This is a genomic window from Kitasatospora sp. NPDC043949 (assembly GCF_056435365.1).
The window spans coordinates 24,563-49,415 of the sequence record NZ_JBWKEQ010000058.1; the positions used below are offsets into that span (position 1 = coordinate 24,563).

Below are 24,853 nucleotides of genomic sequence, written 5' to 3' on the forward strand. Positions count from 1 at the left end.
AGCCCAACCCAACCCCGCCCCGTCCCCCACGTCGTCGGGACCCGTCGACCCCCCCCCCCCCCCCCCCCCCCCCCCGCGGCGATAAGCCGCTCAGCACCTCAGTACCTCAACCGCTCAGCCGCTCAGCCGCTCAGCGCCTCAACCGCTCAGCGCCGCCCGGAGCGGCGGTCACCCGAGGCGTCGCCGCCGGTCAGGCCCGCCCGGCGCAGCGCGTCCGCCATCGCGCTGTTCGCCAGCGGCGCGCCGCCGCCCGAACCGCCGGAGCCGCCGCCCTGGCCGCGCCGGTCCTGGCCGCCGCCCCGGCGCTCCTGGCGCGGCGGGCGGGCCTGCCGGTCGCCGCGCTCGCCGCCCCGGCCACGGTCGCCACCACGCTCGCCGTGCTCGCCCCGGTCACCGCGGTCGCCGCCCCGGTCGCGACCGACCTCGTCGTCCAGCCGCAGGGTCAGCCCGATGCGCTTGCGCGGCACGTCCACCGAGACGACCCGGACCTTCACGATGTCACCCGGCTTGACCACCTCGCGCGGATCCTTGACGAAGGTCCTCGACAGCGCCGAGACGTGCACCAGCCCGTCCTGGTGGACGCCCACGTCGACGAAGGCGCCGAACGCGGCCACATTGGTGACCACGCCCTCCAGCACCATCCCGACCTCCAGGTCGCCGATCTTGTCGACGCCCTCCTTGAAGGTCGCGGTGCGGAACGCCGGGCGCGGGTCACGGCCGGGCTTGTCCAGCTCGCCGAGGATGTCGGTGACGGTCGGGATGCCGAAGACCTCGTCGGCGAAGTCGCCCGGTCGCAGGGCCCGCAGCCGTTCGCCGTTGCCGATCAGCCCGCTCAGCTCCCCGCCGGTGGACGCCAGGATCCGGCGCACCACCGGGTACGCCTCGGGGTGCACGCTGGAGGCGTCCAGCGGGTCGTCGCCGTCGGGGATGCGCAGGAAGCCCGCGCACTGCTCGAAGGCCTTCGGGCCCAGCCGGGAGACGTCCTTGAGCTGCCGGCGGGTGCGGAACGGGCCGTTGGCGTCGCGGTGGGCCACGATGTTGTCGGCGAGCGTGCCGGTGATGCCGGAGACCCGGGTCAGCAGCGGCGCCGAGGCGGTGTTGACGTCCACGCCCACGGCGTTGACGCAGTCCTCGACCACCGCGTCCAGCGAGCGGGAGAGCTTCACCTCGCTCAGGTCGTGCTGGTACTGGCCGACCCCGATCGACTTCGGGTCGATCTTGACCAGTTCGGCCAGCGGGTCCTGGAGGCGGCGGGCGATCGAGACCGCGCCGCGGATCGACACGTCCAGCTCCGGCAGCTCCTGCGAGGCGAAGGCGGAGGCCGAGTAGACCGAGGCGCCCGCCTCGCTGACCATCGCCTTGGTGAGCTTCAGCTCGGGGTGGCGCTTGAGCAGGTCCTCGGCGAGCTTGTCCGTCTCCCGGGAGGCGGTGCCGTTGCCGATCGCCACCAGGTCGACGTCGTGCTTCTTCGCCAGCGCGGCCAGCGAGGCGAGCGCGGCGTCCCACTTGTTGGCGGGCTGGTGCGGGTAGATCGTGTCGTACGCGAGGACCTTGCCGGTGGCGTCCACCACCGCGACCTTCACCCCCGTCCGGAAGCCCGGGTCCAGGCCCATGGTGGCGCGGGTGCCGGCCGGCGCGGCCAGCAGCAGATCGCGCAGGTTGGCGGCGAAGACGCGCACCGCCTCCTCCTCCGCCTCGGCCCGCAGCCGCGACCGCAGGTCGATGCCGAGCCGGACCAGGACGCGGGTGCGCCAGGCCCAACGGACGGTGTCGCCCAGCCACTTGTCGGCCGGGCGGCCGTGGTCGGCGATGCCGAAGCGGGCGGCGATCCGCCGCTCGTAGTCGTTCTCGCCGGGCAGATCGCCCTCCTCACCGTCGTACGGCGAGAGGTCGAGGTCCAGCACCTCCTCCTTCTCACCGCGCAGCATCGCCAGGATGCGGTGCGAGGGGAGCTTGGTGTACGGCTCGGCGAAGTCGAAGTAGTCGGCGAACTTGGCGCCGTCCTGCTCCTTGCCGCCACGCACGGTGGCCACCAGCCGGCCCCTGGTCCACATCCGCTCGCGCAGCGAACCGACCAGGTCGGCGTCCTCGCCGAAGCGCTCCACCAGGATCGCCCGGGCGCCCTCCAGCGCGGCGGCCGGCTCGGCGACGGACTCGTTCAGGAACCGGGCGGCCAGCGCCGCCGGATCCTGCGAGGGATCGGCGAGCAGCGTCTCGGCGAGCGGCTCCAGGCCCGCCTCGCGGGCGATCTGCGCCTTGGTGCGCCGCTTCGGCTTGAACGGCAGGTAGATGTCCTCCAGCCGGGCCTTGGAATCGGCGGCCAGCACCTGCGCGCGCAGCGCGTCGTCCAGCTTGCCCTGGGCCTCGATCGACTCCAGGACGGCCGCCCGGCGCTCCTCCAGCTCCCGCAGGTAGCGCAGCCGCTCCTCCAGGGTGCGCAGCTGGGCGTCGTCCAGGGAGCCGGTGACCTCCTTGCGGTAGCGGGCCACGAAGGGCACGGTCGCGCCGCCGTCGAGCAGCTCGACGGCGGACTTCACCTGCCCGTCGCGAACGCCCAGTTCCTCGGCGATCTTGCGCTCGATCGCCTGCTGGGCCTGCCGGGCCACCTGTTCGACTGGCGTGGTCACGAAGCCGGTCACCTTCTCCTTCAGTGCTTTCGCCGTACGCCCTGCATTCTGGCAGGTACCGGGGACAGCTCCCGGCCGCGCCCGGGGCGCCCGGGCGTGGCGCCCTCCGCCCGCGGCCCCAACCAGACTCAAGCAGTGCCCCGTTGCGCCTTCCTACGCTGACGCGCATGGACACCTCCCCCGCACTGGACGCCTCCCGCGCGCCGGACGCCGCCGCCCGGCTGAGCGAACTCGCCGCCGCCAAGTACCTGCTGTTCACCACCCACCGCAAGAACGGCACCCCCGTACCCACCCCGGTCTGGGTGGCGCGCGACGGCGACGCGCTGGTCTTCACCACCGTCACCCGCACCGGCAAGGTCAAGCGGCTGCGCAACCGCTCCGACGTGCTGGTCGGGCCGAGCGACATCCGCGGCACCCTGCTCGGCGAGCAGGTCCCGGCCACCGCCGTCCTCGACCCCGGCCGCGCGCCCGCCTACCGGAAGCTGCTGCGCCGCAAGTACGGGCTGCTGTGCGCGATCGCGCTGACCGCGAACGTGCTGCGCTTCGGCAGGGGCGGGACGATCGGCGTGCGGGTCACGCTGAGCTGAGGCCGGCCGTACGCATTCCGGGAATCCGCTGAAGGGCACCGATCCGCGCTGTACGCTGCCGGGCATGTGCGCTGCCACCCGGATGCACCCCGACGGACTGGTCATCGACGCGGCCCTGGTACGGCGGTTGATCTCCGCCCAGTTCCCGGACTGGGTCGGGCTGCCGGTCACGCCGGTCCCCTCCACCGGGACGGACAACGCGATGTTCCGCCTCGGGCCCGAACTCGCCGTCCGGCTCCCCCGGGTGGAATGGGCGGCCGGGGACGTCCGCCGCGAGAAGCAGTGGCTGCCCGCGCTGGCCCCCCGACTGCCGCGGCCGATACCCGCCCCGGTCGCGGTCGGCCGGCCCGCCGCCGGCTACCCCTGGGAGTGGTCGGTGCTCCGCTGGTTCGAGGGCGCCAACCCGGTCGTCGGCGCCCTCGCCGCTCCCGGCGCGCTCGCCCGTGACCTCGCCGCCTTCGTCAACGCCCTGCGCGCCGTCAACCCGGCCGGCGGCCCGGCGGGCCACCGCAGCGTCCCGCTCGCCTCCCGCGACGGCGCCACCCGCGCGGCCATCGCCCAACTCGCCGGAGCGGTCGACACCCACGCCGCAACCGCCCTGTGGGACAAGGCGCTTCGCCTCTCCGAGTACGCCGGCCCGCCCTCCTGGATGCACGGCGACCTCACCCCCGGGAACCTCCTGCTCGACCGGTCCGGCCGGCTCGGCGCCGTCCTCGACTTCGGCCTGATGGGCGTCGGCGACCCCACCGCCGACCTGATCGTCGCCTGGAACCTGCTGCCCGCCTCGGCCCGCCCCGCCTTCCGCGCCGCACTCCACGCCGATGACGCCACGTGGGCCCGCGGCCGTGCCTGGGCCTTCTCCATCGCGCTGGTGACGATCCCCTACTACCGTCACACCAATCCGGGCCTCACCGCCAACGCCCGTCACGTCGTCCGCGAGGTGCTCGCCGACCGCAGCACCTGACCGGGCCCGCTGCCGACCGGGCCCTGATGCTGACCGCGCACCGCCGCCTGACCAGCGGGGCGGCACTCCCGTCGGCGCCGTCGGCGGCCGTTGCTATGGTTCTCCCCGCCACTACGGGTAGGGGGACGACTTGGCACGCAGAAGCAGTGTGATCGACGTCAGAGTCAGCCGGCGGGTGCTGTGGGTGGGCGGCGACGCCTATCCGCTCCACAACATCGCCCGGGCCCGGCGGTTCCAGCTGCTGCCGCCCAAGCGCACGCGGGTGATCATCCGGTTCGCCCGGCAGGTGATCGGCCTGCTGGTGGCCACCGCCCTCCTCGGTTCGCTGCTCGGGCGCGGCGCGAACCAGGAGACGACCAAGAACGTGATCGGCCTGGTGGCGCTCGCGCTCTTCGCGGCCAGCCTCTACCGGCTGGTCAAGCGGCTGCAGATGCGCACGGTCTACCAGCTGATCATCGAGACCTCCAGCTCCTCGAACACGGCGGTGGTCAGCCACGACGCCCAGCAGGTCGGCAACCTGATCCAGCTGATCATGGAAGCGATCGACAACCCGCTGGCCGAGTTCGCGCTCCAGGTGGAGAACGTCCACATCGGCGACCAGATCAACCAGTACGGCGACCACAACACCGGGAAGAAGGTCAGTCTGTGAGCGGCGGCATCCACTTCGGGGACTCGGTCACCCAGCACGGCGACCACAACATCGGCATCATCAAGCACCAGGGCCCGGCCGACCCGCAGGCCGCGATGCGCGAACTCATCGCCGCCGTACGCCAGTTGCGCGAGCAGGTGCCGGCCGAGGACCGCGAGGTGCTGGACGAGTCGCTGGCGGACCTCGGTGGCGGGCAGGCCACCCCGCCCGCCACCCTGCGCCGCGCCCTGCGCAACATCTCCGGCGTCGCCGCCCTCGCCGCCGCCGGCGCCCCGGTGGTGGAGTCGATCCGCCGCATCCTGGACTCGCTGAGCTCCTGAACTCCTGAACTCCTGAGCAGCTGATGGCGGGCAGCAGGCGACATCCCACCCGGGGTAAATGTCATACCGGGTCAGAAATCTGCCCGAGTCAAGGCCTGCTGCTAGCCTGACGCCATGAGCGGACTGCGGGAACGGAAGAAGGAACGGACGCGACGGTCGATCTCCGAGGCCGCGATCGCGCTCTTCCTGGAGCACGGCTTCGACCCGGTCTCGGTGGCGGACGTCGCGGCCGCCGCCGAGGTGTCGAAGCCGACGCTGTTCAGCTACTTCTCCACCAAGGAGGACCTGGTCGTCCACCGCTTCGCCGACCACCAGGACCAGGCCGCCGGCGTGGTCCGCGGCCGGGCGGCCGGCGAAACGGTGCTGGCCGCCCTGCACCGGGACTTCCTGGACGGGCTCGCCCGGCGCGACCCCATCACCGGGCTCAACGACGACCCCCGGGTCCTGGCGTTCAGCGATCTGGTGTACTCCACGCCGAGCCTGAAGGCCCGGGGCGCCGAATACCTCGCCCGCGCCGAACAGTCCCTCGCCCGGGCGTTGCACGAGGCCCCCGACCTGGCCCCGCCCCGGCGCCTCACCGCCCCCCTCCTCGCCGCCCAGGTCACCGCCACCCAGCGGGTCCTCGCCGAACACAACTGGCACCGGATCCGGGACGACGGCCGGACCACCGACGAACTCCACTTCGAGGCCACCACCAACGCCGACCGCGCCTTCGAACTCCTCACCGCCGGCTACGAAGGCGCCGGGCACCCGGGCCCCACCGGGCGCTGAGGCCCCACTGGTTAGAGTGCCGCGCATGACAACGCGTCAGCTCACCTTCGAACGGCTGCACAACTTCCGCGACCTGGGCGGCCACCCCGCCGCCGACGGCCGGTCCGTCCGCCGGGGCCTGCTCTACCGCTCCGACTCGCTCGGCAAGCTCACCTCGCCCGCCGACCTCGACCGGCTCCAGGCCCTCGGCGTGCGCACCGTGATCGACCTCCGCTACCCCTGGGAGATCGCCGCCAAGGGCCGGGTGCCCGACTACGAAGGGCTCGTCTACCACAACCTCTCGATCGAGCACCGCACCTACGACCAGGCCGAGATCGACCCGGACGTCGACCCCTGGCGCTACCTCGCCGACCGCTTCGCCGAGGTCACCGAGGACGGGGTGGAGGAGATCCGCGAGACCCTGGAGGTGATCGCCGCCGCCGAGAAGCCCGTGGTCTTCCACTGCGCCTCCGGCAAGGACCGCACCGGGCTCATCGCCGCCCTGGTCCTCACCCTGCTCGGCGTCTCCGAGGACGACGTCGCCGCCGACTTCGCCCTCACCGAGCTGGCCACTCCGCACCTCGTCGCCGAATGGCACGCCGCCCATCCCGGCCGCACCCTCCGCTGGCCCGGCTACGGACGCGCCCCCGAGACGGTCATCCGCCTCGCCCTCGCCGACCTGACCGCCCGCCACGGCTCGGTCGAGGGCTACGCCACCGGCGCCCTCGGCTTCTCCCCCGCCCGGACAGCCGCCCTCCGCTCCCGCCTGCTCACGACCTGACCTCGCCCGACGGACCGTCAACGGCCAAGAAGGTGAAGGGAGTTCACTCGAACACAGATTGACCTAAACATGTCATGTCGCGTTGCCCCCGCCTCCGCCGCGCTGCCAGGATCGGGCCACTGCCCAGACGAACCAACGGGAGAAAACCATGAGGATGCGTTCCGTTCTGCCCGTCGCCCTGCTGGCCGCGGCCGGCCTGTTCGCCGGCGTCAACACCGCCTCGGCGGCGGGGTACCCCGGCTACCAGTGCTTCAAGACCGCCGACCGCGTCGAGTACTGCAGCGACGCCAAGGTCAAGAACCACGCCGCGGGCACCAACTGGATCAAGACCTGCCCGGCCGACGTCGTGGCGCACATGGGCAAGCCGTACATCGCGGCGAAGCGCCCCGACGCCGCGCACAGCTGTTAGCACCAGGCACCGAGCCGTCCGCGGACGGCACCGGGCCCGTCCGGCAGACACCTGCCGGGCGGGCCCGGTCGTCGCGGCGGGCGGCCGCTAGCGGCGGCGCGGGCCGCCCGGACGGCCGCCGCTGCGCGGCTTGCGGGGGCCGCGCGCGCCGGTGGCGGCGGCCACCGGGGCGGAGGCCACCGGGGCGGAGGCCGTGGCGGGCCAGTGGGTGGGCCGGGTGAGGATACCCGGCAGGCGGGTGGTGGCGTCGCCGCGGGCCGCGTTCAGCTGGGCCTGGGTGAGGAAGAGGGCCTCGGTGAGGTCGGCGCCGGAGAGGTCGGCGTCGCGCAGATCGGCGCCGACGAGGTCGGCGAGGCGCAGATCGGCGCCGCTGAGGTCGGCGGCGACGAGCAGGGCGCCGCGCAGGTTGGCCCCGCGCAGGTCGGCGCCGCGCAGACGGGCGCCGAAGAGGTCGGCGCCGCGGTGTTCACGGCGGCGGGGGACGGCGGCGCGGACGAGTTCGCTGGCGCGCAGCAGCAGGTCGCTGACCCGCTGCCGGTGGGCGGGGACGTCGACGGCGAGGATCTCCTCGGGGGTGCCGCCGGCGAGCCGGTCGGTCTCCTCCAGGGCCTGCCGCAGGTCGGCGTGGACCGGGCGGGCGGGGGCGTAGCCGAGCGCCTCGGTGAGGTACCAGAGCAGTTCGTGGAGCTGGCGCACCACCGGGAAGACGTCGTACATGGGCTTGGCGTCGGCCGGTGCCTCGCGCCAGCTGCGGCCGCCGAAGGTGACCTGGGAGACGCGCTGCCCGGCGCCGAAGCAGTCGTAGACGGTGCAGCCCTGGAAGCCCCGGTCGCGGAGGCGTTCGTGGATGCCGCAGGTGAAGTCGGTCTGCAGGTTGCGGCACGCGCTGCCGGCGGCCTTGTCGACGGCGAAGTCCGTGCCGGCGCCGAAGGGCAGGGCGACGCAGCAGAGGCCGAAGCAGCTGGTGCAGTCGGAGCGCAGCTCGGTCGGCTGAGCCGCCGTGGGGTGCTGCGGCGGCTCGGTCTCGCGCACGTCGCGTGGTCCTTCCAGCGTGGGCACCGGCCGTCCGGTGCGTCGAACTGCCAAGCCTACTGGGCACTGGCCACACCCGCCCCACCATCGGTAAGGTGTCAACTGGCAGTGCACCTATTACGAGGTGCGCGCCCATCGCATATGGCATACGGGGGTAGGAGTGCAGGACCCGAGCATCAACGAACTCGTCCGGATGTGGATCGCCGGCTGGAGCGTCTCGCGCGGCGCGGCCGAAGCGGTGGACGAGCCCTGGGGCTGGACGATCGACGTCGGCGTGGTCGGCCACGTCGCCCGGCACGTGCTGCCCGAGCCGGCCGAGCCCGACGTCCGCAAGATCGCCGAGGCCACCACCGCACCGGGCACCTGGCTGAAGCTGTTCATCGAGGACGCCGTCGCCCGGCCCTGGCTGGGCCCGCAGTGGCGGCTCGACCAGCCGGGGTACCTGATGACCCTCCCGCTGAGCGCCGAGCGGCCCGAGGTGCCGGCCGGCTACACGGTGACCACCTGGACCCGGGGCGGGACCGTCCGGACCCTGGTCCGCACCGAGGCCGGACACCTCGCCGCACGCGGCCAGGCGGGACTGGCCGGCCCCGTGGCCGTCCCGGACCAGATCCTGACCGCGCCCGAGCACCGGCGCCGGGGCCTGGGCGCCCTGGTGATGCGGACCCTCCAGAGCGCCGGGCACGAGGCGGGCGCCGACACCGCCGTCCTGGTCGGCACCCCGGACGGCCGGGCGCTCTACACCTCGCTCGGCTGGACCACCCGCTCCTCGATGGCGAGCCTGGTCTACGAGCCCGCGGCCGTGCCCGCCGCCGCGCCCGCAGCCGGAGCCGGGTCCGGAGCCGAGTAGGGCAGCAGCTCGGCCCGCTTCGGCGGCCGGCCGTCGCCGGAGGAGCGCCCGGTGAGCCGGCGGCCGATCCACGGCCCCAGGTGACCGCCCAGCCAACGGGCGTCGGCGCGCAGCCGCTCGGCCCGGCCGGGCGGGGCGGCGGGCGGCAGCGGGGCGCGCCAGTCGAAGGCGGCGGGGCGGCCGAGCGCCTCCAACACCCCTTCGGCGACCCGGCGGTGGCCCTCGGGCGACAGGTGCAGGCGGTCCTCGCCCCAGAGCCGGCGGTCGTCGAAGCAGGGAGCGGCGAACAGGTCGACGACGGCGACGCCCTCGTCCTGGCCGAGCTCGTGCACGAAGGCCTTCATCCGCAGGATGGCCGGGAGCAGCCGGGCGCTGCCCGCCATCCTGCGGGTCGGGTCGGTGCTGGTGAACAGCACCACGGTGGCGCCGGTGGCGCGCAGTTCCTCGGCGCAGCGGCCGAGCAGCCGCTCGACCCGGGCGATGTCGCAGCCGGGGCGCAGCGCGTCGTTGAGGCCGCCGACGAGGGTCACCAGGTCGGCGCCCATCGCGGTGGCGGCGGGGAGCTGCTCGTCGTGGATCTGGCCGATGAGCTTGCCGCGGACGGCGAGGTTCGCGTAGCGGAACCCGCCGTCGCCGCCGTCAGCGCCGGCCTCAGCGGCGAGCGCGTCGGCGACCCGGTCGGCCCAGCCCCGGTAGTGGCCGTCGGGCAGCAGGTCGTCGCACATGCCCTCGGTGAAGGAGTCCCCGACGGCGACGTAACTGCGGTAGGTGGTGGGCACGGGCGGTCTCCGCTCTCCTCCGATGGCTCCGTGGCCCGACGATGCTACGCGCGGCCGGTCCGGGCACCGGCATCGGACCCCGGCACCGACACCGGCATCTGCGCCTAACCCGCGACGGGCGCCCCGTCGTCCGCCGTGCGGGGGGTGAACCAGTGCTCGCGGACGGCGTCGGTGGGCCGCTGCTCGCCGAGGGCGGGCAGGCCCCACTCCCCCAGCGCCTCGATCACCGGGCGCAGTTCGCGGCCGCGTTCGGTGAGCTCGTAGACCGTGGCGTTGGCGGGCCGTTCGAGCCGGCGGCGCAGGGCCAGGCCGTCGCCCTCCAACTGCTTGAGCCGGGCGGCGAGGATGTCGGTGGAGACGCCGGGCAGGTCGGCGTGCAGATCGGTGTAGCGGCGCGGGCCGCCGAGGAGTTCACGGACGATCAGGAGGCTCCAGCGCTCCCCCACCGCGTCCAGGGCGCGGGCGACGGCGCAGTACTGGTCGTAGCTTCGGCGTGACATGCGGATCAGCATAGCCAAAAGGTTGGACTTTCCAAGTGCCAACTTGGTAGAACAAAGCATCAGCAACGATGCGGTGGTGACGGTCGGGAGGCCGCAAGTGGAGTTTCGGCAGTCCAGCAAGCTGAACAACGTGTGCTACGAGATCCGCGGCCCGGTGGTCGACCAGGCCAACGCCCTGGAGGAGGCCGGGCACAGCGTGCTGCGGCTGAACACCGGCAACCCGGCCCCGTTCGGCTTCGAGGCGCCCGAGGAGATCATCCAGGACATCATCCGCAACCTGCCCAAGGCGCACGGCTACAGCGACTCGCGCGGCATCCTGCCCGCCCGCCGCGCGGTGGTGCAGTACTACCAGCAGCGCGGCGTGACCGGAGTCGGCGTCAACGACGTCTACCTCGGCAACGGCGCCTCCGAGCTGATCCAGATGGCCGTCACCGCGCTCGTCGACGACGGCGACGAGGTGCTCGTCCCGATGCCGGACTACCCGCTGTGGACGGCCGTGGTCCGGCTGGCCGGCGGCAAGGCCGTGCACTACCTGTGCGACGAGCAGGCCGACTGGTACCCGGACCTCGACGACATCGCCGCCAAGATCACCGCCCGCACCAAGGCCATCGTCGTCATCAACCCCAACAACCCCACCGGCGCGGTCTACCCGAAGGAACTGCTGGAGGGCATCCTCGACCTGGCCCGCCGCCACCAGCTGATGGTCCTGGCCGACGAGATCTACGACAAGATCCTCTACGACGACACCGAGCACCACTGCCTCGCCGCCCTCGCCGACGACGTCCTCACCCTCACCTTCAACGGCCTCTCCAAGGCCTACCGGGTGGCCGGCTTCCGCAGCGGCTGGCTGGTCGTCTCCGGGCCCAAGCAGCACGCCGCCGACTACCTGGAGGGCCTGACCATGCTCTCCGGCATGCGGCTGTGCCCCAACGTGCCCGCCCAGTTCGCCGTCCAGGCCGCGCTCGGCGGCCACCAGTCCATCAACGACCTGGTGCTGCCCGGCGGTCGGCTCACCGAACAGCGCGACGTCGCCTTCAAGGCCCTCAACGAGATCCCCGGCGTCAGCTGCGTCAAGCCCAAGGGCGCCCTGTACGCCTTCGCCCGGCTCGACCCGGCGGTGCACCGGATCGTCGACGACGAGCAGTTCGTGCTGGACCTGCTGCTCCGCGAGAAGATCCACGTCGTCCAGGGCACCGGCTTCAACTGGCCCCGCCCGGACCACTTCCGCTTCGTCACCCTGCCCCGCGCCGACGACCTGGAGACGGCCATCAACCGCATCGGGCGCTTCCTCGCGACGTACCGCCAGTCCTGACGCCTAGGCTTGCCGGTCATGACCGTCCTGCGTTCCGTCGCCCTGTTCGCCGTCGCCGCCCTCGCCGAGATCGGCGGCTGCTGGCTGATCTGGCAGAGCGTGCGCGAGCAGCGGCCGTGGTGGCTGGCCGGGCTGGGGGTGGTGGTGCTCGGCGGGTACGGCTTCGTCGCGGCGCTCCAGCCGGACAGCCACTTCGGCCGGGTGCTGGCCGCGTACGGCGGGGTGTTCGTCGCCGGGTCGCTGCTCTGGGGCGTGGTCGTGGACGGCTTCCGGCCGACCCGCTACGACGTGGTGGGCGCGCTGGTCTGCCTGGTCGGGGTCGCGGTGATCATGTACGGGCCCCGGCGCTGAGCGCACTGGGCCCTCCACGCACGGGGTTCTCCACGCACGGGGCCCCGGCGTCGAGGTGCGGACTCCTCGACGCCGGGGCCCGGCAATCCGGTTCGGGGACTACCAGCCCCAGCCGCCGCCCTGACCGTCGTCGTCGTGGTCCGAGTCCCAGCCCTCGCCGACCTTGCGCAGGATCGTGTAGTTGTCGATCTGCGTGCCGTCCTCGGCCAGCGCGGTCACCTTCATGGACGACTTCTGGCCCAGGTGGGCCGGGGTGACGTCGACCTTGATGAAGGAGTAGCCGGTGTAGCGCACCCGCGACCACTGGATGGTCTCGGGGACCTTCACCTTGCCCTTCCCCCAGTAGTAGGTCTTCACCTCGTCCTGGTGGTTCTCGTGCCCCTCGTAGGTGTCCGGCACGTCGAACTTGTACAGGCTGCGGCCGGCCGCGCCCGCGGTCACGTAGACGACGCCGTCCTTCGCCGGCTCGATGGTGGCGCCGCTCGGCACCTGCTTCGAGACCTTGTTGCCGAGGATCGCGTCGGTGCGCTCGTAGATGTGGTTGTGGCCGTTGATGACCAGGTCCACCCGGAACTTCTCGAACAGCGGCACCCAGGCCTCGCGGACGCCGCCCTCGGAGGCGTGCGCGACGGTGGTGGAGAAGGCGCAGTGGTGGAAGAAGACCACGACGAAGTCGATCGTCTCGTCGTTGCGCAGGTCCTTGAGGGTGCGCTCCAGCCACTTGGTCTGCTTGTTCGCCGAGATCCCCAGGTTGGCCGGGATCTCGTAGGAGACGTCGTTGGCGTCGAGCGAGATGACGCCGACGTTCTTGTAGCGGAAGGTGTAGACGCCGGGGACCTTGCGCGGGTCCGGGCCGTTGTCCGGGAGGAAGAAGCGGGTGTTCTCGCCGCCGTACCCGTTGGGCGAGTACCAGGCCTCGATGTCGTGGTTGCCGTAGGCGACCATCCACGGCACGGTCGCCGCGACCGTCTCGGTCTGGACCAGGAAGTCGTCCCAGGTCCTGGCGTTGTACACGGACTTGTCGGGGTCCGTGCCGGAGCCCGCCGGGTCGGCGTAGCAGATGTCGCCGGCGTGCAGGTGGAAGGACGGCTTCTGGGCCAGGATGACGTGGTCGTTGCCGGCCGCGTGCGAGCTGACGCCCTGGTCGCCGAAGGCGGTGAAGGTGAACGGCTCGTAGACCTTGCCCCAGCGGTGGTCGCGGGAGGGCGCGGTGCGGAAGGTGTGCAGGGTGGAGATCTGCTGCTGCGAGGCCGGGTCGAAGCCCTCGTGGCCGACACCGTAGTAGTAGGTGGTGTCGGGGTGCAGGTCCTCCAGCGCCACGTGCAGGTAGTACTGGTCCACCGGCTGGCTGTTCGGGCTCAGCGCCGGGGTGTGCAGGGTGCGGACCTCGGCCTGGAGCTTGTGGCTGAGCTCCCACGGGGTCTTGCCGTAGCGCAGGAACGGCTTCTTGACCGGCGCCGGGACCTGCCAGGAGATGCGGAACTGGGTGTCGGGCTCGGGGCCGAACTGGAGGTGGCGCCCGATCGGCGCGACCAGCGAACCGTCGACGCCGGCCGTCGTGGCACCGGTCAGCAACTGCGGGCTCGCCGGCGCGGCGAAGGCCGTTCCGCTGCCCAGCGCGCCGCCGACGGCGACGGCGCCGACGGTCACGGCGCCGGCGCGCAGCATCCGGCGGCGGGAGAAGCGGGCCCGCAGGTACTCGTGCTGCTCGGCCGTGCTCATGCGGTCGGCGAGCTTGGCCGGTACGCCCATGTGAGGGATATCCATGCGCGGGACTCTTCCAGCGGCGCGTTGACCGCACACGGACGCGGGGTGAACGGGCCGCAGCGCGCCGCCCATTCGAACACCAATGTTCGACCATGATCAGGTAAAGAAACGCGCCCGCACCGGGCCGACCCCGGATCATGGCCCCCGCCGGCGGCACGGCCTGAGCCACCGTCGGCGCCGCCGCGGACGGGGCGCTCAGCCGGAGGGCTCGTCCCAGGTGGAGGGGGACCGGTTGCCGGTGCCGTCGCAGGTGCGGCAGATCTCGTCCCGGTAGGCGTGCTTGGCGCCGGTCGCGTCCACCCGGTAGCGGACGTACACCCCGGTGCCGTCGCAGAGGAAGCAGTTGCCGCCCCCGCCGCCCACCTCGGTGGTCCCGGTGCCCTGACAGGTCCGGCAACTGAGACCGGCGGTCCGGCCGGTGCCCGCGCAGATGCGGCAGACCGTCGTCATCGTCGTCCTCCCTGGGCGGAACCGCTGGCAGCCACCGGTCATGCTAGTGGGACCGCCGAGGGCGGCGTCCAGCGGATCCTGCTCGGCCGCCGGATCGGCCAACCCCGCTGCGTCCCAACCGTGATGAGGACGGATCGGCTCCACCGTCCGCTACTCCGCCAGGCCCTCGCGGACCCGGCGGGACACCGAGATCAGCTGGAGGTCGAGCAGTCCGGGCGGGTCGGCCAGCCCGGGGCCGCCCGCGTGCACCCAGGCGGCTATCTCGTCGATCATGTCGTCCGCCAGCACGAAGCCCAGCCAGACCGGACGCCCACCCGCCGCCCGCCCCTCCCCGGAGGGGCCGACCACCACCACGTTGGACTGGGTGCACACGTCCAGGCACTTGACCGCGCGGACCCGGCCCGCCGTACCCACCGCGGCCCGCAGCCGCTCGTACTGCCCGGCGTGGTCCACCCCCGGGTGCTTGGCCTCGGTGCCGCAGCAGCAGCCCCGGCAGACGGTGACGGTCACCGGGGAGGCGGCCGCCTGCTTGCGGTCCCGGTCTCGGCGGCTCATCGGCTCTGGAACTCCTCCTGGTCACGGGGCACGCTGCACGCGCAGCCTACCTGGCATGCCAAGAACCACTGCCGGGTGCCGGGGTTCGACGGCGGTCCGTAGGATGCCCCCATGGGACACGCGACCACCGAGAAAGCCGTACCGCGGATGCGCCTGGACGCCTCCAACGCGGCCAAGGTCGCGACCACCCTCCAGGCGCTGGCCACCCCGTCCCGGCTGCTGATCCTCGCCGAACTGCGCGAGGGCCCGCGCGCGGCGACCGAACTCGCCGACGCCGTGGGCATGGAGCAGTCCGCCTGCTCCCACCAGCTGCGGCTGCTGCGCAACCTCGGCCTGGTCGTCGGCGAGCGCCGGGGCCGCTCGGTGGTCTACTCCCTGCACGACGACCACGTCGCCGCCCTCCTCGACCAGGCCGTGTACCACGTCGAGCACCTGCGGCTGGGCCTCACCGACGAGCGCTGAGGCCGCACCCGCCCCGGTCCCCTACGCCGTCGCCTCCGCCGCCGCGCGGCCGGCGGTGCGGCCGGAGAAGAGGCAGCCGCCGAGGAAGGTGCCCTCCAGGGAGCGGTAGCCGTGGACGCCGCCGCCGCCGAAGCCGGCGGCCTCGCCGGCGGCGTAGACGCCCGGGAGGGGTTCGCCGTCGGGGCGCAGGACGCGCGCGGAGAGGTCGGTCTCCAGGCCGCCGAGGGACTTGCGGGTGAGGATGTTGAGCCGGACGGCGATCAGCGGGGCGGCGCCGGGGTCGAGGATGCGGTGCGGCGGGGCCACCCGGATCAGCTTGTCGCCGAGGTAGCGGCGGGCGCCGTGGACGGCGGTGACCTGGAGGTCCTTGGCGAAGGGGTTGGCGAACTGCCGGTCGCGGGCCTCGACGGTGCGGCGCAGTTCGGCGGGGTCGATCAGCGCCTCGCGGGTCCTGGCGTTCATGCCGCGGGCGAGGTCGGCGAGGTTGCTCGCGACGACGAAGTCGGGCCCGTGCCGCAGGTGGCTCCGGACCGGACCGGGGGCGCCGGGCAGGGCGCGGCCGAGGACGCCGCGCACGGACTTCCCGGTCAGGTCCGGGTTCTGCTCGGAGCCGGAGAGGGTGAACTCCTTCTCGATGATGCGCTGGTTGAGCACGAACCAGGTGTGCCCGTAGCCGGTGGACATGATGTGGTCGAGCGTGCCGAGGGTGTCGAAGCCGGGGAAGAGCGGGACGGGCAGCCGGTTGCCGCGCGCGTCCAGCCAGAGCGAGGACGGGCCGGGCAGGATGCGGATGCCGTGCCGGGCCCAGATCGGGTCCCAGTTCTCGATGCCCTCGGTGTAGTGCCACATCCGGTCGCCGTTGATGAGGCTGGCGCCGGCGTCGCCGGCGATGCCGAGCATCAGCCCGTCGACGTGGGCGGGGACGCCGGAGAGCAGCTTGGCGGGCGGGGTGCCGAGCCGGGCGGGCCAGGCCTTGCGGACGAGGTCGTGGTTGCCGCCGATGCCGCCGGAGGTCACGATCACGGCCTGGGCGCGCAGTTCGAACCGTCCGGCGGCCTCGCGCGAGCTGGCCTCGCCGCGGGCCGCCGGACTGGGCACCAGCACCTCGCCGGCGACGGTGTCGGTGACGCCCGCGGTGGCGGCCAGGCCGGTGACCCGGTGCCGGAAGCGCAGGTCGACCAGCCCGCGGGCGGCGGCGGCGCGGACCCGGCGGACGAAGGGCTCCAGCAGTCCGGGCCCGGTGCCCCAGGTGATGTGGAAGCGGGGCACCGAGTTGCCCGGGCCGTCGGCGAGGAGGCCGCCGCGCTCGGCCCAGCCGACGACGGGGAAGAACCGGACGCCCAGGCCGTGCAGCCAGGAGCGCTTCTCGCCGGCCGCGAAGTCGACGTAGGCCTCGGCCCAGCGGCGCGGCCAGGCGTCCTCGGGCCGGTCGAAGCCGGCGGTGCCGAACCAGTCCTGGCGGGCCAGGGCGTGCGAGTCGCGGATCCGCATCCGGCGCTGCTCGGGCGAGTCGACCAGGAAGAGGCCGCCGAAGGACCAGTGCGCCTGGCCGCCGAGCGAGGCCGCGGGCTCCTGGTCGAGCAGGATCACCTTCCGTCCGGCGTCGGCGAGTTCGGCGGTGGCGGCGAGTCCGGCGAGTCCTGCTCCGATGACGATGACGTCGGCGTCCAGGGCCATGCGCAGTCCTCCGTCGCGGCGAGCGGGACGGCGCGCGCGGGGTGGGCGCCGTCGCTGTGCGCCCGATACTGCGGCCTGCGGTGACGTCCGGTCAACCGGCCGGTAACAACCGACTGCGGCAATTCCGCTCCACACCGTTTCGGAAATGTCCTCGATACACGGCGGAGCGAAATGCGAAATGCGATCTGACGGAATTTCGGAAATTTCCGCGCACGGCATGGACGTCCACGAAACCAACAAGTAACTTACCTGCGAGTAGCCGCGGCCCGGCACGACCCCCACCCGTCGTTTCTCTCCCCCCAGGAGGAACCGTGCTCCCCCCTGCCCGGAAACCCCGACGCCTGCGCAGCTCCACCGCACTCGCCACCGTCGCACTGGGCGCCGCCCTCGCGCTCACCTCCACCAGCGCCCAGGCCGCCACCCCGGCGCCCAAGCACCTCGTGGCGCTCGGCGACTCCTACGCCGCCGGCGCGGGCGTGCCCGGCCAGTCGGCCGGCCTGTGTCTGCGCTCCGACCGCAACTACGGCCACCTGGTCGCCGCCGCCCTCAAGGCCGGCGCGTACACCGACGTCACCTGCGCCGCCGCCAAGGTCAAGGCCATGACGCAGCCGCAGTACGACGCCTTCATCCGGGTCAACGACCCGCAGCTGGACGCGGTGACCCCCGACACCGACCTGGTCACCCTCGGCATCGGCGGCAACGACCTCGCGGCCAGCGACCTCGGCCTCGGCGAACTCGTCGCCACCTGCATCGCCGGCGCGGTCGTCAACCCGCTCGGCACGCCCTGCAAGGACGTCTACCACCACGGCTACTGGGACTGGCGCAGCTGGTCCTGGCAGTACGGCGACGACGACCTGGCCGAGCGGATCACCGGCAGCATCGCGCCGCAGGTCGCCGACACGCTGCGGCGCATCCACGCCAAGGCGCCGCGGGCCCGGGTGCTGCTGGTCGGCTACCCGTCCGTGCTGCCCGCCGACGGCCGCTCGTGCATCCTGCGCCAGCCCGTGACCCCGGGCGACGTCGAGTACATGCACGGCGTGCTCGACAAGCTGAACGCCGCGCTCAGGAGCACCGCGGCGGCCGGCGGCGCGACGTACGTCGACACCGCCACGCCCACCGCCGGGCACGACGTGTGCTCGGACGACCGCTGGATCGAGGGCGCGCTGCCCGGCTCGCCCGCCGTGCCGTTCCACCCGAACGCCACCGGCGAGAAGGTGATGGCGGACGCGGTGCTCGCCGCGCTGCGGTAGGCCCCGGAACGCCGAGGGGGCGGCGACCGGACTCCGGTCACCGCCCCCTCCGCCCCATCGCTACTCCGACTTGGCGGCCGCGGCGGCCAGGCCGGCCGACCACTTCTCCTCGACCTTGCCGAACTTCCAGTAGGCGATCGCCCCGACCCAGGTCAGCACGAACAGGCCGACGATCGCGTAGCCGACGAAGTTGAGGTCCAGCCCGCCGATCCAGGCGATCGGGCCACTGGTGATGTCCAGCTTCTCGCCGAGCAGGCCGATCAGCTCGACCAGGCCGATCACCAGCGCGACCAGCACCGACAGGCCGGTGACGGTCAGGTTGTAGTAGATCTTGCGGACCGGCTTGGAGAAGGCCCACTCGTAGGCGAAGTTCATGAACGAGCCGTCGATGGTGTCCAGCAGGCTCATCCCGGCCGCGAACAGGATCGGCAGCGTGAGCAGCGCGTACCAGGGCAGCGAGAACGCGGCCGCGCCGCCGGCCAGCACCAGCAGCGACACCTCGGTCGCGGTGTCGAAGCCGAGGCCGAACAGCAGGCCGACCGGGTACATGTGCCAGGGCTTGGTGACGGCCCTGGTCACCCGGCCGAGGATGCGGTTCATCAGCCCGCGCCGCTCCAACTGGCGCTCCAGCTCGGCCTCGTCGTACTCGCCCACGCGCATCCGGCGGAACACCTTGAGGATGCCGTTGAAGGCGCCCAGGTTGATCAGGCCGAGGAGCAGCAGGAACGTCCCGGAGACGGTGGTGCCGATCAGGCCGGTCATCGTGTGCAGGGTCGAGTCGTCCGCCTCCACCTGGTCGGCGAGCGAGCGGATGCCGAAGGCGAGCAGCGCGCAGAGGCCGAAGACGATCGAGGAGTGCCCGAGCGAGAACCAGAAGCCGACCGACAGGGGCCGCTTGCCCTGGCCCATCAGCTTGCGGGTGGTGTTGTCGATCGCCGCGATGTGGTCGGCGTCGAAGGCGTGCCGCATCCCGAGGGTGTAGGCGGTCAGGCCCATGCCCGCGCCGAACACCTGGCCGCCGACGTCGTAGTGCTCGGGCGCGACCAGCGCGAGCAGGGTGAACCAGCCGACGACGTGCAGCACGAGGATGAAACCGCCCATCCCGGCCAGGCGCATCCACTCCTCCCGGGTGAGCCGGTCACGCCATCTGACGGGCGAGGCACCTGCGGCGGGGCTGGACATCCTGTGGTCCTTTCGGGTGGTCCGGGCGAAGCTGGGCCATCTTTCCCCCCTCGGGGAAGCAGTTGCAAGTCATGTGCAAATGCCGGACCGCGGCGAACAGGGGCACGCGGGCGCGGACGGGGGGCGTACGGCGGCGGGCACACGCCCGCTCGCGCCGGGCTCCACCCGGCCGCGCCGACCGGCGGACCGCGACCGCCGCGCAGCCTTCGTCAGGAAATCGGACGATTCCTCCCCTAGGGTCGAGATGCCGACACCCGCGGCGCGCTCCCCGTACGCGCCGCGGGCCCTCCGGCGCTCACCGGCCCGGGATCCGATGGGAGCGGCCATGCCGTCCTACCCCTTCCGCACCACCCGCGAGGACGTCCGCATCCCGCTGCCCGACGGCACCCGGCTGGCCGCCCGGCTGTGGCGCCCGGTCAGCGACGAACCCGTCCCCGCCGTGCTGGAGTACTCCGCCGGCCGGCTCACCGACCGCACCGCCGCCGAGGACGCCCGCCGCCACCCCTGGTACGCCGGCCACGGCTACGGCGCCGTCCGCGTCGACACCCGCGGCCACGGCAACTCCGACGGCCTGCCCGGCGAACCCGGCGGCGGCCAGGAGCTCGACGACGGCGCCGCCGTCCTCGACTGGCTCGCCCGCCGCCCCTGGTGCAGCGGCCGGGTCGGCCTGCTCGGCGTCGGCGCCGCCGGCACCACCGCCCTGCTGCTCGCGGCCCGTGCCCCCGACACCGTCGGCGCCGTGGTCACCGTCTGCCCCGAAGGCGGCCACCGCCTCGGCGGCGCCCTGCTCGCCGCCGACCTGCACACCCGGCTCACCGCCCTGGTCGCCGACGCCGCCCTCCCGCCCGACCCCCGGCACGTCGGCGACGCCTGGCGCACCGACTGGCTGGCCCGCCTCGAATCCCTGGACCCGCCCGTCGACGCCTGGCTCGCCGCCGGCGAGACCACCGTCCCCGTCCCCGCCCCCACCTTCGCCGTCGCCGGCTGGGGCGACCCGTCCTGCTCCTTCGTGCTGCGCCTGCTCGCCACCTCCCCCACCGCCCGCGCCCTGCTCGGCCCCTGGCCGCACGGCCTGCCCGAGGACACCCTCCCCGAGACCCTGCGCTGGTGGGACCACTGGCTGCGCGACCTCGACACCGGCGCCCTGGCGGAGCCCGCCCTGCGCAGCTGGATCGGCACCCGCTGGACCGGCGAGGAGACCTGGCCCTCCCCCGACGTCCGGGAGATCCACTACGGCCTCGACGGCCCGCTGCGCACCGCCGGCACCGCCTCCGACGACCGCCACGTCCGCGTCCGCTCCCCGCAGCACACCGGCCTCAACGCCGGCGCCTACGTCCCGCTCGGCCGCCCCGCCGACCAGCCGCCCGACCAGCGCGAGGAGGACGGCCGCTCGGTCTGCTTCGACTCCCACCCGCTGCCCGAACCGGTCGAAGTGCTCGGCACCCCGACCGTACGGCTGCGCCTGCGCGAGGGCGGCCCGCCCGCCCAGATCACCGCCCGGCTCTGCGCCGTCGGCCCGGACGGCACCTCCACGCTGCTCACCCGGGGCGTCCTGGTCGCCACCGGCCCCGACGCGGACGTCGAGCTCGCCGCCTGCGCCGGCACCCTCCCGGCCGGGCATCGGCTGCGGCTCGCCCTCTCCTCGGTCTACTGGCCGTGGGTGTGGCCCACCCCGGACGACGCCGGCTACGCGCTCGACCCGTCCCGCTCCGCCCTCACCCTGCCCACCCGGCACCTCGCCGCCGACGTCGGCGCCGCCCCCGTCGCCTTCGAGGCCCCCGCCCTGCCCGAGCCGCTCGACATCCACCGCACCGAGCCGCTGACCGCCCGGCCCGAGCACGTCACCGTGCACGACATCGGCCGCCGGGAATGGCGCGCCGAACTCTCCCCCGCCACCGACGGCAGCCGCACCCACCCCGACGGCCTGGTCCGCGACGAGCACACCGTCACCGCCTACCGGGTGCTCACCGACGCCCCGCTCAGCGCGCAGGCCCGCACCGACCACACCGTGCGCCTCGAACGCCCCGACATCGGCTGGGACGTCACCGTCCAGACCCGCACCCAACTGCGCTGCGACGCCGGGCACTTCCTCAGCATCGTGCAGCTGCGCGCGCTGGAGGCCGGTTCGGTGGTGTTCGCCCGGGAATGGCAGCACCGCGTGCCGCGCTGGATTCCGCAGGGCGATTCCAAGTAATCCTTATACCTTTGCTTTCAATTCCCTTATTGCTTTATAAATGGCGGCATGAAGACCCTCGGCCTGATCGGCGGCATGAGCTGGGAATCCACCGCCGAGTACTACCGCCTCCTCAACGAACTCACCCGCGACCGCCTCGGCGGCCTGCACTCCGCGCCGCTCGTGCTGTACTCGGTCGACTTCGCCGCCATCGAACGGCTCCAGGCCGACGGACGCTGGACCGAGGCCGGCGAGATCCTGGCCGGCGCGGCGCGGTCCCTGGAGGCGGCCGGCGCCGAACTGCTGCTGATCTGCACCAACACCATGCACAAGGTCGCCGACCAGGTCGCGGCCGCGACCCCCGTCCCGCTGCTGCACCTCGCCGACGCCACCGCGGACGCCGTCCGGGCCGCCGGACTGCACCGGATCGGGCTGCTCGGCACGGCCTTCACCATGGAACAGGACTTCTACCGCGGCCGGCTGGCCGCCCACGGCCTCGACGTCCTCGTCCCCGGCCCCGACAGCCGCGCCCTGGTCCACCGGGTGATCTACCAGGAGCTGTGCCTCGGCCTGGTCCGCGAGGAGTCCCGCGCGGCGTACCGCCGGGTGATCGACGAACTGGTGGCCGCCGGCGCCCAGGGGGTCATCCTCGGCTGCACCGAGATCGAACTGCTCGTCCGCCCCGAGGACAGTCCCGTCCCCACCTTCCCCACCACCCGCCTGCACGCCGAAGCCGCCGTCACCGCCGCCCTGGCCCCGTGACGGCCCGGCGGGTCGGGGGCCCTCGCGCCGGGTCGGCGGAGGCCGCGCCCTAGGCGGTCAGGGCCTCGACGGGGGCGACGGCCACCAGCTCCTCGGCGGCGCGGGCGACCTCCAGGTCGAGCGTGATGAACGCGTCGGCCTGAAGCCGGGTCAGCGCGATGTACTCGGCGTCGAGGGTGTCGGGCCAGCCGAGGCGCTCGGCGATCCCCCAGGCGGTGGACTGCAGGACGCGGTCCCCGAGGAGCCGGATCCTCAACGCGCGCAGGTAGTCCAGCCGGCGGTCGGCCTCCGCCCTGGTCAGCCCGCCCTGGCGGACGGCCTGGTAGAGGAGCGACAGCACCTGCGAGCGGAGCAGCGTCGGGGCCAGCAGCCGGTGCTCCTGCGGGATGACGGCCCGCTCGCCGGCCAGGCACAGCGCCACGGCCGGCGCGATCACGTACTTGGTCACGGGCGCTCGCCTCCAGGAAGGGCCTCGCGCGACCTTGCCGCGCCTTCCGCAGGGTAGGCCCTCCCGGTCAGAGCCGGTCGTAGATGGCGACCAACTGCCGGAGCACGTCGGTCGCGGCGTCCAGGGCGGGGGCGTCGTGGTGCGCCAGTGCGGTGTCGAGCGCCTGCGCCAGGGTGGTCTGGCGTTCGTCGTGGCGGCGCCGGCCCGCGTCGGTGAGGGCGACCAGGACGGACCGCTTGTCGCCCGGGGGGCGTTCCCGGGTGACGTAGCCGGCGGTGGCGAGGTTGTTGACCAGCTGGGTGGTGGCGGCGCTGGTGGTCTCGGTGGCGGCGGCGAGCTGGCCGATCGACAGCGGGCCCGTCTCGGCCAGGACGCGCAGGGCCCGGGCGTGGGTGAGGGAGAGCGCGCCGGGGGTGCGGGTGGCGCGTCCGCGCAGTCGGGAGTCGGCGGCGCTGAGGCTGTAGGCGGCGCGGGCGAGCTGGTCGAGGGCCTGCTCGCGGGCGGGGGTGGGTTGGGGCTGCGACATGGGGGCGGCCTCCGCGGCTCGTATCGACGGTCGGGTTGACAACAGAATATCCTAAGTACTTAATAGATAAGTACTTAGCGACTCGGCGGCACAGCCACCGAGCCCCCTATCGACACGGAGGACACCCGTCATGACCGTTCGTTCGACCGGACAGAACTGGGCCCTGGACATCGCCCTCGCCCAGGGCGGCTTCGACGCCCTGCACCCCCAGGCCAAGGGCACCCTGGAGCAGCTCGGCCACGACCACACCGACTTCGACAAGGTCTTCGCGCTGGTGCAGAGCGGCGTGATGCTGCCCAAGGCCTGGGCCACCATCGCCGGGCAGGCCGAGGAACGCGCCGCCCACCACGAGCGCGGCGGCTTCGCCCAGACCGCCGCCGACCTCTACGTGCGCGCCTCGGTGATGTGGGGCCGCGCGCAGTACTCGATCTTCGACGCCGCCGACCCGCGCAAGCTCGCCTTCCGCGAGCACGCCAACCACTGCGTGGAGCGCCTGGGCGCGCTGCGTGGCAACCGGGTGCGCCGCGTCGTCCTCGACTTCGAGGGCAAGCAGATCTTCGCCCTGCTGCACCTGCCGGCCGGTGAGGTCCGCAATGCGCCCGCGGTGATCCTCGGCCCGGGGATGGACATGATCAAGGAGGACTACATCCACGCGGCGGAGCGGTACTACACCTCGCGCGGCATCGTGGCCCTGTCCATCGAGGGTCCGGGCCAGGGCGAGAGCCGGGCCAACGGGCTGACCGTCGACCTCACCAACTACGAGCGCGCGATCAGCCGCTACATCGACCACCTGGCCTCGCTGCCCGAGGTCGACGCGGCCCGCATCGGCATGTTCGGCATCTCGATGAGCGGCTACTGGGGCTCGCGCGCCGCCGCCACCGACCGCCGCCTCGCCGCGCTGGCCGCCTTCGAGGCCGTCACCGGCGACTTCACCACCATCTTCGAGCGCGCCCAGCCGACCTTCAAGAACAACTACATGTACATGGCCGGCTACACCGACGAGGACGCCTTCGACACCGAGCTGGTCGCCCGGATGCCGCTGGGCGACCTGGTCCGGGAGATCGCCTGCCCGGTCGTCTACGGCATCGGCGAGTTCGACGAACTCACCGTGCTGGAGCAGGCCCTGGCCAACTACGAGCGCATCCGCGCGCCCAAGGAGATGCGCGTCTACGAGAACGAGTTCCACCCGCTGGGCGGCACCGCCGCCGAGGTCTTCCGCTTCGGCGCCGAATGGGTCGAACGCGCCCTGAACGGCGAGCTCGCCGAGCCCGGCCGCGACGTCCGGCACTACGTCCACAGCGACGGCCGCACCACCGACGGCACCGCCAACCCCACCTGGTGGCTCGGCACCACCCCGGCCGTGATCGCCGACGCCCGCCGGGCGTGACACCGGGTGGCCTCCGGCGCGCACGGTCCGGCCCCGGGGTGTGGGAGCCCCGAGGCCGGACGGTGTGCTGGTGGTGCGTCAGCCGGTCTGGATGGAGGTGTCGTCGATCACGAAGCTCGTCTGCAGCGAGGCGTCCTCGGTGCCGGTGAACTTCAGGGTGACCGTCTGGCCCGCGTAGGACGAGAGGTCGAAGGTCCGCTGCTGGTAACCCGCCGCGGCGTCCGCGTTGGAGTACGTCTTCAGCGTGGTCCCGTTCACCGACACGGCCAGCTTGTCGTACGCGGTGCTGCCCGACTCAGCGGT

25 protein-coding genes and 2 pseudogenes are annotated in these 24,853 nt (G+C 73.2%); 15 read left to right on the forward strand and 12 right to left on the reverse strand.

Annotated features, from left to right (window positions below; all coding sequences use genetic code 11):
• Positions 1–146 precede the first annotated feature (146 nt).
• Complete coding sequence (locus tag AC07AL_RS32885) at positions 147–2,627, reverse strand: Tex family protein (protein ID WP_478319217.1); 2,481 nt, start codon at positions 2,625–2,627, stop codon at positions 147–149.
• A gap of 167 nt (positions 2,628–2,794) precedes the next feature.
• Here AC07AL_RS32885 and AC07AL_RS32890 point away from each other — a divergent pair, with 167 nt between their 5' ends.
• The 7 genes from AC07AL_RS32890 to AC07AL_RS32920 all read left to right on the forward strand — a co-directional run bounded on the left by AC07AL_RS32890 (position 2,795) and on the right by AC07AL_RS32920 (position 7,087).
• Entirely contained in the window at positions 2,795–3,214 is a 420-nt protein-coding gene (locus AC07AL_RS32890) for a PPOX class F420-dependent oxidoreductase (RefSeq protein ID WP_363584025.1), read from the forward strand.
• 64 nt (positions 3,215–3,278) lie between these two features.
• The gene (locus tag AC07AL_RS32895) at positions 3,279–4,178 is read left to right on the forward strand and encodes an aminoglycoside phosphotransferase family protein (protein ID WP_363584027.1); all 900 of its coding nucleotides are present in this window, start codon (positions 3,279–3,281) and stop codon (positions 4,176–4,178) included.
• 148 nt (positions 4,179–4,326) lie between these two features.
• The gene (locus AC07AL_RS32900; protein ID WP_363584029.1) at positions 4,327–4,827 is read left to right on the forward strand and encodes a DUF6232 family protein; all 501 of its coding nucleotides are present in this window, start codon (positions 4,327–4,329) and stop codon (positions 4,825–4,827) included.
• Entirely contained in the window at positions 4,824–5,147 is a 324-nt protein-coding gene (locus AC07AL_RS32905; RefSeq protein WP_363619038.1) for a hypothetical protein, read from the forward strand. The genes AC07AL_RS32900 and AC07AL_RS32905 overlap by 4 nt, the downstream gene beginning before the upstream one ends.
• A 114-nt stretch (positions 5,148–5,261) precedes the next feature.
• Positions 5,262–5,918, forward strand: coding sequence for a TetR/AcrR family transcriptional regulator (locus tag AC07AL_RS32910; RefSeq protein ID WP_363630217.1), 657 nt, complete (start codon positions 5,262–5,264; stop codon positions 5,916–5,918).
• Positions 5,919–5,943: 25 nt separating this feature from the next.
• Complete coding sequence (locus AC07AL_RS32915) at positions 5,944–6,678, forward strand: tyrosine-protein phosphatase (protein ID WP_478319218.1); 735 nt, start codon at positions 5,944–5,946, stop codon at positions 6,676–6,678.
• Positions 6,679–6,826: 148 nt separating this feature from the next.
• The gene (locus tag AC07AL_RS32920) at positions 6,827–7,087 is read left to right on the forward strand and encodes a hypothetical protein (RefSeq protein ID WP_363584037.1); all 261 of its coding nucleotides are present in this window, start codon (positions 6,827–6,829) and stop codon (positions 7,085–7,087) included.
• A gap of 87 nt (positions 7,088–7,174) precedes the next feature.
• Here the strand turns inward: AC07AL_RS32920 and AC07AL_RS32925 are convergent, their stop codons facing one another.
• Entirely contained in the window at positions 7,175–8,119 is a 945-nt protein-coding gene (locus AC07AL_RS32925) for a pentapeptide repeat-containing protein (RefSeq protein WP_363584038.1), read from the reverse strand.
• Positions 8,120–8,279: 160 nt separating this feature from the next.
• On the opposite strand from AC07AL_RS32925, the gene AC07AL_RS32930 reads away from it, so the two are divergent.
• A complete protein-coding gene (locus AC07AL_RS32930; RefSeq protein ID WP_363584040.1) occupies positions 8,280–8,969 on the forward strand; it encodes a GNAT family N-acetyltransferase in 690 nt (229 codons plus the stop codon).
• On the opposite strand, the gene AC07AL_RS32935 is transcribed toward AC07AL_RS32930, so the two are convergent.
• Both AC07AL_RS32935 and AC07AL_RS32940 read right to left on the reverse strand, forming a co-directional pair.
• Positions 8,906–9,748: an SGNH/GDSL hydrolase family protein gene (locus AC07AL_RS32935; RefSeq protein WP_363584042.1), complete on the reverse strand. Its 843-nt coding sequence runs from the start codon at positions 9,746–9,748 to the stop codon at positions 8,906–8,908. The genes AC07AL_RS32930 and AC07AL_RS32935 overlap by 64 nt on opposite strands.
• 146 nt (positions 9,749–9,894) lie before the next feature.
• Positions 9,895–10,248: pseudogene (locus AC07AL_RS32940) on the reverse strand (winged helix-turn-helix transcriptional regulator); the annotation flags it as partial.
• 97 nt (positions 10,249–10,345) lie between these two features.
• On the opposite strand from AC07AL_RS32940, the gene AC07AL_RS32945 reads away from it, so the two are divergent.
• Together AC07AL_RS32945 and AC07AL_RS32950 are read left to right on the forward strand one after the other, a co-directional pair.
• A complete protein-coding gene (locus AC07AL_RS32945; RefSeq protein ID WP_380429136.1) occupies positions 10,346–11,560 on the forward strand; it encodes a pyridoxal phosphate-dependent aminotransferase in 1,215 nt (404 codons plus the stop codon).
• 18 nt (positions 11,561–11,578) lie between these two features.
• Positions 11,579–11,911 (forward strand): YnfA family protein, encoded by a 333-nt coding sequence (locus tag AC07AL_RS32950; protein WP_478319219.1) that lies wholly within the window; start codon positions 11,579–11,581, stop codon positions 11,909–11,911.
• A gap of 99 nt (positions 11,912–12,010) precedes the next feature.
• On the opposite strand, the gene AC07AL_RS32955 is transcribed toward AC07AL_RS32950, so the two are convergent.
• The 3 genes from AC07AL_RS32955 to AC07AL_RS32965 all read right to left on the reverse strand — a co-directional run bounded on the left by AC07AL_RS32955 (position 12,011) and on the right by AC07AL_RS32965 (position 14,683).
• A complete protein-coding gene (locus AC07AL_RS32955; protein WP_350886400.1) occupies positions 12,011–13,678 on the reverse strand; it encodes a purple acid phosphatase family protein in 1,668 nt (555 codons plus the stop codon).
• Between the two features lie 195 nt (positions 13,679–13,873).
• Positions 13,874–14,128, reverse strand: a complete 255-nt coding sequence (locus AC07AL_RS32960) for a hypothetical protein (protein WP_063347060.1) — start codon at positions 14,126–14,128, stop codon at positions 13,874–13,876.
• Positions 14,129–14,278: 150 nt separating this feature from the next.
• Entirely contained in the window at positions 14,279–14,683 is a 405-nt protein-coding gene (locus tag AC07AL_RS32965) for a (2Fe-2S) ferredoxin domain-containing protein (RefSeq protein ID WP_350886398.1), read from the reverse strand.
• Positions 14,684–14,794: 111 nt separating this feature from the next.
• On the opposite strand from AC07AL_RS32965, the gene AC07AL_RS32970 reads away from it, so the two are divergent.
• Positions 14,795–15,145: an ArsR/SmtB family transcription factor gene (locus AC07AL_RS32970; RefSeq protein WP_063347062.1), complete on the forward strand. Its 351-nt coding sequence runs from the start codon at positions 14,795–14,797 to the stop codon at positions 15,143–15,145.
• Between the two features lie 21 nt (positions 15,146–15,166).
• Here AC07AL_RS32970 and AC07AL_RS32975 read toward each other — a convergent pair whose 3' ends face one another.
• On the reverse strand, positions 15,167–16,822 hold the full coding sequence (locus tag AC07AL_RS32975; RefSeq protein ID WP_478319220.1) for an FAD-binding dehydrogenase: 1,656 nt from the start codon (positions 16,820–16,822) through the stop codon (positions 15,167–15,169).
• Positions 16,823–17,133: 311 nt separating this feature from the next.
• Between AC07AL_RS32975 and AC07AL_RS32980 the strand changes: the two genes are divergently transcribed.
• On the forward strand, positions 17,134–18,072 hold the full coding sequence (locus AC07AL_RS32980) for an SGNH/GDSL hydrolase family protein (RefSeq protein WP_363584048.1): 939 nt from the start codon (positions 17,134–17,136) through the stop codon (positions 18,070–18,072).
• Between the two features lie 60 nt (positions 18,073–18,132).
• On the opposite strand, the gene nicT is transcribed toward AC07AL_RS32980, so the two are convergent.
• The gene (gene nicT / locus AC07AL_RS32985; RefSeq protein WP_363584050.1) at positions 18,133–19,254 is read right to left on the reverse strand and encodes a Nickel transporter NicT; all 1,122 of its coding nucleotides are present in this window, start codon (positions 19,252–19,254) and stop codon (positions 18,133–18,135) included.
• Between the two features lie 325 nt (positions 19,255–19,579).
• Here nicT and AC07AL_RS32990 point away from each other — a divergent pair, with 325 nt between their 5' ends.
• Complete coding sequence (locus AC07AL_RS32990) at positions 19,580–21,448, forward strand: CocE/NonD family hydrolase (RefSeq protein ID WP_363630224.1); 1,869 nt, start codon at positions 19,580–19,582, stop codon at positions 21,446–21,448.
• Positions 21,449–21,496: 48 nt separating this feature from the next.
• Positions 21,497–22,189, forward strand: coding sequence for an aspartate/glutamate racemase family protein (locus AC07AL_RS32995; protein ID WP_363584054.1), 693 nt, complete (start codon positions 21,497–21,499; stop codon positions 22,187–22,189).
• A gap of 49 nt (positions 22,190–22,238) precedes the next feature.
• On the opposite strand, the gene AC07AL_RS33000 is transcribed toward AC07AL_RS32995, so the two are convergent.
• Positions 22,239–22,637, reverse strand: coding sequence for a type II toxin-antitoxin system VapC family toxin (locus AC07AL_RS33000; protein ID WP_478319221.1), 399 nt, complete (start codon positions 22,635–22,637; stop codon positions 22,239–22,241).
• 67 nt (positions 22,638–22,704) lie between these two features.
• Positions 22,705–23,163, reverse strand: a complete 459-nt coding sequence (locus AC07AL_RS33005; RefSeq protein ID WP_400844254.1) for a MarR family winged helix-turn-helix transcriptional regulator — start codon at positions 23,161–23,163, stop codon at positions 22,705–22,707.
• Positions 23,164–23,293: 130 nt separating this feature from the next.
• On the opposite strand from AC07AL_RS33005, the gene AC07AL_RS33010 reads away from it, so the two are divergent.
• Entirely contained in the window at positions 23,294–24,550 is a 1,257-nt protein-coding gene (locus AC07AL_RS33010) for an alpha/beta hydrolase (RefSeq protein ID WP_363584060.1), read from the forward strand.
• A 78-nt stretch (positions 24,551–24,628) separates the two neighbouring features.
• Here the strand turns inward: AC07AL_RS33010 and AC07AL_RS33015 are convergent.
• A pseudogene (locus AC07AL_RS33015) lies at positions 24,629–24,853 on the reverse strand (hypothetical protein); the annotation flags it as partial.

Excerpts from the sequence above, each read along its gene's own strand:
- AC07AL_RS32890 (WP_363584025.1), top strand. The coding sequence starts at position 2,795 with ATGGACACCTCCCCCGCACTGGACGCCTCCCGCGCGCCGGACGCCGCC.
- AC07AL_RS32895 (WP_363584027.1), top strand. The coding sequence starts at position 3,279 with ATGTGCGCTGCCACCCGGATGCACCCCGACGGACTGGTCATCGACGCG.
- AC07AL_RS32910 (WP_363630217.1), top strand. The coding sequence starts at position 5,262 with ATGAGCGGACTGCGGGAACGGAAGAAGGAACGGACGCGACGGTCGATC.
- AC07AL_RS32915 (WP_478319218.1), top strand. The coding sequence starts at position 5,944 with ATGACAACGCGTCAGCTCACCTTCGAACGGCTGCACAACTTCCGCGAC.
- AC07AL_RS32920 (WP_363584037.1), top strand. The coding sequence starts at position 6,827 with ATGAGGATGCGTTCCGTTCTGCCCGTCGCCCTGCTGGCCGCGGCCGGC.
- AC07AL_RS32950 (WP_478319219.1), top strand. The coding sequence starts at position 11,579 with ATGACCGTCCTGCGTTCCGTCGCCCTGTTCGCCGTCGCCGCCCTCGCC.
- AC07AL_RS32955 (WP_350886400.1), bottom strand. The coding sequence starts at position 13,678 with ATGGATATCCCTCACATGGGCGTACCGGCCAAGCTCGCCGACCGCATG.
- AC07AL_RS32960 (WP_063347060.1), bottom strand. The coding sequence starts at position 14,128 with ATGACGACGGTCTGCCGCATCTGCGCGGGCACCGGCCGGACCGCCGGT.
- AC07AL_RS32965 (WP_350886398.1), bottom strand. The coding sequence starts at position 14,683 with ATGAGCCGCCGAGACCGGGACCGCAAGCAGGCGGCCGCCTCCCCGGTG.
- AC07AL_RS32970 (WP_063347062.1), top strand. The coding sequence starts at position 14,795 with ATGGGACACGCGACCACCGAGAAAGCCGTACCGCGGATGCGCCTGGAC.
- AC07AL_RS32975 (WP_478319220.1), bottom strand. The coding sequence starts at position 16,822 with ATGGCCCTGGACGCCGACGTCATCGTCATCGGAGCAGGACTCGCCGGA.
- nicT (WP_363584050.1), bottom strand. The coding sequence starts at position 19,254 with ATGTCCAGCCCCGCCGCAGGTGCCTCGCCCGTCAGATGGCGTGACCGG.
- AC07AL_RS32990 (WP_363630224.1), top strand. The coding sequence starts at position 19,580 with ATGCCGTCCTACCCCTTCCGCACCACCCGCGAGGACGTCCGCATCCCG.
- AC07AL_RS32995 (WP_363584054.1), top strand. The coding sequence starts at position 21,497 with ATGAAGACCCTCGGCCTGATCGGCGGCATGAGCTGGGAATCCACCGCC.
- AC07AL_RS33005 (WP_400844254.1), bottom strand. The coding sequence starts at position 23,163 with ATGTCGCAGCCCCAACCCACCCCCGCCCGCGAGCAGGCCCTCGACCAG.
- AC07AL_RS33010 (WP_363584060.1), top strand. The coding sequence starts at position 23,294 with ATGACCGTTCGTTCGACCGGACAGAACTGGGCCCTGGACATCGCCCTC.